The sequence below is a fragment of the Nocardia farcinica genome, from assembly GCF_029867845.1.
GTDB classification, from domain to species: Bacteria; Actinomycetota; Actinomycetes; order Mycobacteriales; family Mycobacteriaceae; genus Nocardia; species Nocardia farcinica_A.
Window position 1 is genome coordinate 1 of record NZ_JARWRU010000198.1, and the last position, 5,142, is coordinate 5,142.

Consider the following 5,142-nt stretch of genomic DNA (forward strand, 5'->3'; position numbering starts at 1 on the left):
GAGAGCCGGTCGAGCAGGACGAGCAGGGCGCGGGAGACCTCCTCACGCCGCAGGAACTCCTCTTCGGCGGCGACCGCCGCACCCGAGAGCTCCGCGGCGACCGCCGCACCCGAGAGCTCCGCGGCGACCGCCGCACCGGACAGCTCGGCGGCGGTCCCCGCGCCGGGCGATTAGGTGGCGGGGCGCAGGACCTCGGCGCGGCGTCGGCGTCGGCGCAGCTGGTCCAGGCACAGACGGACGGTCGTGGTCGTGAACCAGCCGTCGGGATCGTTGATCTCGGCGGGGTCGGCGAGCTGGGTGCGCAACCACGCGGACTGCACGGCGTCCTCCGCGTCGTGGTGTGAGCCGACGATGCGGTGGGCCAGCGAGGTCAGCCGGGGCCGGGCGGCCTCGAACCTGGTCAGGATTTCATCGGTGGAGTTCACGGCGGGCGTCCCCTTTTCTTCGTCCCCGGCGTCATGAGGGTGAGAGAGAAAACGACCGAACCGAACGAACATCGGAGGACTCCCATGATGCTACGACCGCTCGACTCGACGGCGCGGCGGTGGTCGCGATGACCCCGCTCGATGCTCCCTTGCTCGATGCCCCACTGCTCGATGCTCCACTGCTCGATGCCCCACTGCTCGATCTCACCCTGCTCATCGCGACGATCGCCTGTGTGCTGGCCAACGGCTTCGAGGTCGTCGCCAAGGCCGCACGGGCCCGCTTCGTGCTGGACAACTGCGCCGCGGTCGGCGTTGACCACGCGTGGCTGCCGTATCTGGCGGTGATCGAGGGCGCCGGGGTGGTGGGCCTGGCGCTCGGCCTGGCCGGGGTGCCGCTGATCGGACAGGCGGCGGCGCTGGGGCTGACGGGCTTCTTCGTGGTGGCTGTCGCCGTCCACATCCGCACCGGGGTGCTGCACAACATCGCCTTCCCGCTGGCGTTCCTGCTGCTCGCGGTGGCCGCGCTAGCACATTTCGCCTGATCCGCCAGGTTTGCGCTCATCACAATCCGAACTGTCGTCGGTACCGGCCGCCGCCGGTTGCATGGATGTGCCCCATGCCGTCGAACCGTTCAGGAGCACGCGTGAAATTCCCCCGGGTCCTCACCCTCGCCGCCGTCGTCACCGCCGCGACGCTGAGCCTGACCGGCTGCGGTGGTGACGAGCCGGCCGAAGGCGTGGTCCGCATCGGCACCACCGAGAGCAGCCCGGAATGGGACGTGTTCGAGGACAAGGCCGCGGAGGCGGGCATCACCCTGCAGATCACCCACTATTCGGACTACTCCCAGCCGAACGTGGCGCTCTCGCAGCGGCAGATCGACGTCAACCTGTTCCAGCATCTGCAATTCCTCGGCGAGTACAACGTCGCCAACGACGCCGACCTGACGCCGATCGGGGCCACGCAGATCGTGCCGCTCGGCCTGTACTCGAAGAAGCACAGCACGCTGGAGGCCATCCCGGAGGGCGGGCAGATCGCCATCCCGAACGACCCGTCCAACCAGGCGCGCGCCCTGTTCGTGTTGCAGGCGGCGGGCCTGCTGAAGCTGTCCTCGGACACCGGCTCGCCGACGCCCGCCGACATCGACACCGGCGCCTCCAAGGTGACGGTGACCCCGGTCGACGCCGCGCAGACCGCGCTGTCGCTGAACTCGGTCGACGGCTCGATCATCAACAACACCTACCTGGAGCGCTCCGGCATCGACCCGCAGTCGGCGCTGTACAAGGACGACCCGAGCAGCCCCGGCGCCGAGCCCTACATCAACGCCTTCGTCACCCGCGCCGAGGACAAGAACGACCCGACCTACCTGAAGCTGGTCGAGATCTGGCACGACCCGGCCGTGCAGGCCGCGGTCGCCGAGTCCTCCAAGGGCACCGCGGTGCAGGTCCGCCGCGGCGGCCAGGAGCTGGCGCAGATCCTGGAGCGGGTGGAGCAGACCATCCGCGACGGCAAGTGAGCGAATCCGGCACTCCGGCGGTCGAATTCCGCGGCGTCGGCAAGACCTTCACCGCGGGCGGCGCCGAGCACGTCGCGTTGCGGGAGATCGATCTGCGCATCGAGCGCGGCGAGATCCTCGGGGTGATCGGCTATTCGGGCGCGGGCAAGTCCACCCTGGTGCGGCTGATCAACGCGCTGGAGAAGCCGACCACCGGCACCGTGGAGATCTCCGGGACACCCATCACCGGCGTCCCGGAGTCCGAGGTGCGCAGGTTGCGCCGCGACATCGGCATGATCTTCCAGCAGTTCAATCTGTTCCGCTCCCGCACGGTGGCCGGCAATGTCGAGTACCCGCTGAAGGTGGCCCGCAGGCCGAGAGCGGAACGCAAGGCGCGGGTGGCCGAACTGCTCAGGTTCGTCGGGCTGTCGGACAAGGCGCGCAGCTATCCCGACCAGCTGTCCGGCGGGCAGAAGCAGCGCGTTGGCATCGCACGGGCGCTGGCCACCTCGCCGTCGCTGCTGCTGGCCGACGAGGCCACCTCGGCGCTCGACCCGGAGACCACCGGTGAGGTACTGGAACTGCTGCGCAAGGTCAATCGCGAACTCGGCGTGACCATCGTGGTGATCACCCACGAGATGGATGTGATCCGCGCGGTCGCCGACCGGGTGGCGGTGCTGGCCGAAGGCCGCATCGTGGAGCTGGCGAGCACCTTCGACATCTTCGCCGCGCCGCGGTCCGCGCCGGCCCGCCGGTTCGTGGACAGCGTGCTGCACAACCGCCCGGCCGAGACCGAGCTGCGCAGGCTGGACGAACTGCACCGGGGCAGGCTGGTCACCGTCGAGGTCGACGACCGCAACCGGGTCGGCGCGGCGCTGACCACCGCCGCCCGCGCCGGCGTGCACTTCGAGATCGTCTACGGCGGGGTCAGCACCCTGCAGGACAAGACCTTCGGCAGCCTCACCCTGGCACTCGACGGCCCCGAGGCGGCGGTCGACGCGGTGATCGCCGAGTTCGAGGGCCGCCGTGGCACGGCGCCCGGCCACCCCGCACCGACGAACCGACCCGAAGGGGCCTGATGGACACCGACTGGGACAAGCTGCGGCCGGTACTCACCGAATCCGTCGGCACCACCGTCTACATGGTGCTGGCCACCTTCGTCGCGGGCGGGCTGATCGGGCTGTTCCTCGGCACCGCCCTCTACACCACCCGCAAGGGCGGCCTGCTGGCCAACGCCCCGATCCACTGGCTGCTCAACGTGGCGGTCAACATCGTGCGCCCGATCCCGTTCATCATCCTGCTCGCCGCCCTCGGGCCGGTGACGCTGGAGGTCGTCGGCACCACCATCGGCACCGAGGCGGCCATCTTCGTGATGATCGTGGCGGCCTCCTTCGGTATCGCCCGCATCGTCGAACAGAACCTGGTGACCGTGGACCCCGGCGTCATCGAGGCCGCGCGGGCGGTCGGCGCGGGACCGCTGCGCATCATCCTCACCCTGCTCATCCCGGAGGCGCTCGGCCCGTTGATCCTCGGCTACACCTTCGTGATCATCGCCATCGTGGACATGTCGGCCATGGCAGGCACCGTGGGCGGCGGCGGGCTGGGCAACTTCGCCCTGGTCTACGGCTACCAGCGCTTCGACTGGGAGGTCACCTTCGTCGCGGTGCTGATCATCATCGCGGGCGTGCAGGTGGTGCAGTTCGTGGGCAACTGGCTTGCCCGCGGGGTGTTGCGCCGCTGAGGCCGGGCGGACCGGGCCTCATCTGCGTCTGCCGCGCAGGTAGTCGGAGACCACCGCGGCCCCGAGCCCGTCGAGATCGGGGGCGATGACCCGGCCGCCGCTTCGGCGCGCGACCAGGTCGACGAAGGCGGCCAGCCGGGGGTCCTCGCCGAGCATGAACACCGACACCGACGCGCCGAGCCCGGCCAGGGAGTCGACCTGGGCCATGGTCACCGCGAGGGTGCGCGGCGACGGCGGCCACTGGAACCAGGCCTCGCCGTCGGATTCCAGGTGCGCGGTGGGCTCGCCGTCGGTCACCACCAGCACCACCGGCGTCGCGTCGGGATGCCTGCGCAGATGCCTGCCCGCCAGCAGCAGCGCGTGGTGCAGGTTGGTGCCCTGCTCCCACACCGCGTCCAGCGCGGTCAGCTCGGCGATGCCGACGGTGGTGGCGTGGCGGCCGAAGGTGATCAGGTCGAGCGCGTCGGAGCGGAAGCGGGTGCTGATCAGCTGGTGCAACGCCAGCGCGGTGCGCTTCATCGGCACCCAGCGGCCGTCCTGCACCATCGACCACGAGGTGTCGACGCACAGCGCGACCGCGGCCCGGGCCCGCTGCTCGGTCTCCATGATCTCCACGTCGGCCACGTCCAGCCGGACCGTGCGGCTGCCGGTGCTCGCCGACCGCAGCACCGCGTTGCGGACCGTGCGCGAGACGTCCCAGGGCTCGGTGTCGCCGAACCGCCACGGCCGCGACGAGCCGGTCGGCTCGCCCGCCGCGCCCGCCCGCGCGGTGTCGCGCTCGCCCTTGCGGGCCCGCAACTGGCCGACCACGTCGCGCAACGCCACCTCTCCCAGCCGGCGCAGCGCCTTCGGGGTCAGGCGCAGCGAGCCGTCGGGTGCGCGTTCGAACATGCCCTGCCTGCGCAGTTCCCGTTCCAGCTCGGCCAGCCGTTGCGCGTCGACGCGGGCGTCCTCGCCGAGGTGGCGGGCCAGCGCGTCCAGGTCGATGTCCTCGAGTTGCGCGCCCGGATAGGCCTGGGAGAGCTGTTCGGCCAGCGCGTCCAGCTCGGCCAGATCTTGGAGCGCCTGGGCGCCCTCGCCCATGCCGAGCGGGTCGTCGCCGCGGAAGCGGCGCGCGGATTCCCAGTCCGCGTCCGGGCGCAGCTGCCGCAGATGCGCGTCGAGGGCGCCGACCTGCTCGGCCAGCCGGGGATCGCCGAACGCCTGGTCGATGAGCGCCTCGAGTTCCGCGCGCTGCTCCTGGGACATCGAATTCATCATGCGCTGCGCGGCGGCGGCTCGTTCGGCGAGCGTGTCGATGAGTTCCTCGACGTCGCGCGGGTTCTCCGGGAAGAACTCGCCGTATCCGGCCATGAACTCGGCGAACCGCTCGGTGGTGTCCTCGCCGCGGGCGTGGGCGGCGAGCAGCCGGTTGAGGTCGGTCATCATCCGCCGGACCCGCTCGAGATCCCGCGGGGTGGCATCGCGCAGCGCCTGCTTCATGC

The 5,142-nt window shown here is 70.9% G+C and carries 5 protein-coding genes and 1 pseudogene; 4 read left to right on the forward strand and 2 right to left on the reverse strand.

Annotated features, from left to right (window positions below; genetic code table 11):
- Nucleotides 1-178: 178 nt before the first annotated feature.
- Nucleotides 179-407 (reverse strand): annotated as a pseudogene (locus tag QH283_RS30270) (sigma factor); the annotation flags it as partial.
- A 146-nt stretch (nt 408-553) separates the two neighbouring features.
- On the opposite strand from QH283_RS30270, the gene QH283_RS04060 reads away from it, so the two are divergent.
- The 4 genes from QH283_RS04060 to QH283_RS04075 all read left to right on the forward strand — a co-directional run bounded on the left by QH283_RS04060 (nt 554) and on the right by QH283_RS04075 (nt 3,658).
- On the forward strand, nt 554-967 hold the full coding sequence (locus QH283_RS04060; protein ID WP_280501674.1) for a DoxX family protein: 414 nt from the start codon (nt 554-556) through the stop codon (nt 965-967).
- 74 nt (nt 968-1,041) lie between these two features.
- Entirely contained in the window at nt 1,042-1,938 is an 897-nt protein-coding gene (locus QH283_RS04065) for a MetQ/NlpA family ABC transporter substrate-binding protein (RefSeq protein WP_414689636.1), read from the forward strand.
- Nucleotides 1,935-2,996 carry a methionine ABC transporter ATP-binding protein gene (locus QH283_RS04070; protein ID WP_280501676.1) on the forward strand — a complete coding sequence of 354 codons (1,062 nt, stop codon included), beginning with the start codon at nt 1,935-1,937 and terminating at the stop codon, nt 2,994-2,996. Before QH283_RS04065 ends, QH283_RS04070 begins: the two co-directional genes overlap by 4 nt.
- Nucleotides 2,996-3,658 carry a methionine ABC transporter permease gene (locus QH283_RS04075; RefSeq protein WP_280501677.1) on the forward strand — a complete coding sequence of 221 codons (663 nt, stop codon included), beginning with the start codon at nt 2,996-2,998 and terminating at the stop codon, nt 3,656-3,658. Before QH283_RS04070 ends, QH283_RS04075 begins: the two co-directional genes overlap by 1 nt.
- 18 nt (nt 3,659-3,676) lie before the next feature.
- On the opposite strand, the gene QH283_RS04080 is transcribed toward QH283_RS04075, so the two are convergent.
- The coding region (locus QH283_RS04080) for a hypothetical protein (protein ID WP_280501678.1) at nt 3,677-5,142 on the reverse strand (1,466 nt) is incomplete at its 5' end.